General features: G+C 46.0%; 1 pseudogene. It reads left to right on the top strand.

Going from position 1 to position 546, the window contains the following annotated elements:
• Positions 1-546, top strand: a pseudogene (locus ACFINY_RS09955) (transporter); the annotation flags it as partial.

Raw genomic sequence — 546 nt, 5'->3', positions numbered from 1 at the left:
ACAGCGGTTTGCGGGCATGTTTGGTTGGAAAGAATATCCAGCAAAAACTAGGGTAGGCATGGCGGATGGTTTGCTCACGCTTCCCTTTGAGTTTATTTTCACCCAATCTTTTGTTTTCAAGAGCAAAAACATTGCCAAGCAGATTATGGGGCGCAAACAAAACCAAATGGTCAATGCGGGAGATCGAGCAGGTTCACAAATTATGGAACTGGATGATGCGCTTGATGATCTTGAATCCAATCGTTTTGTTTTAGGGGAACATCATTTATCATTGGCAGTTTTTGCTGATACGCCGCAAGAGTTAGCGGATAATCTTGCCAAAGCGCGTTCTCATCTTACAAATGGTGGAGCTGTGATTGCGCGGGAAGACTTAGGGTTAGCAGCAGCTTGGTGGGCACAATTGCCTGGCAATTATGCTTATCGCACCCGCTCTGGTGCAATAACAAGCCGCAATTATGCAGCGCTTTCTCCTTTTCATTCTTTTCCGGTTGGAAAAATAGATGGCAATGTGTGGGGACCAGCGGTAGCCTTGATGAAAACCTCTGC

The organism is Bartonella sp. AA23NXGY (assembly GCF_042197165.1).
In the GTDB taxonomy this organism is placed as follows: domain Bacteria; phylum Pseudomonadota; class Alphaproteobacteria; order Rhizobiales; family Rhizobiaceae; genus Bartonella.
This window is presented reverse-complemented; position numbering and strand designations above follow the sequence as displayed.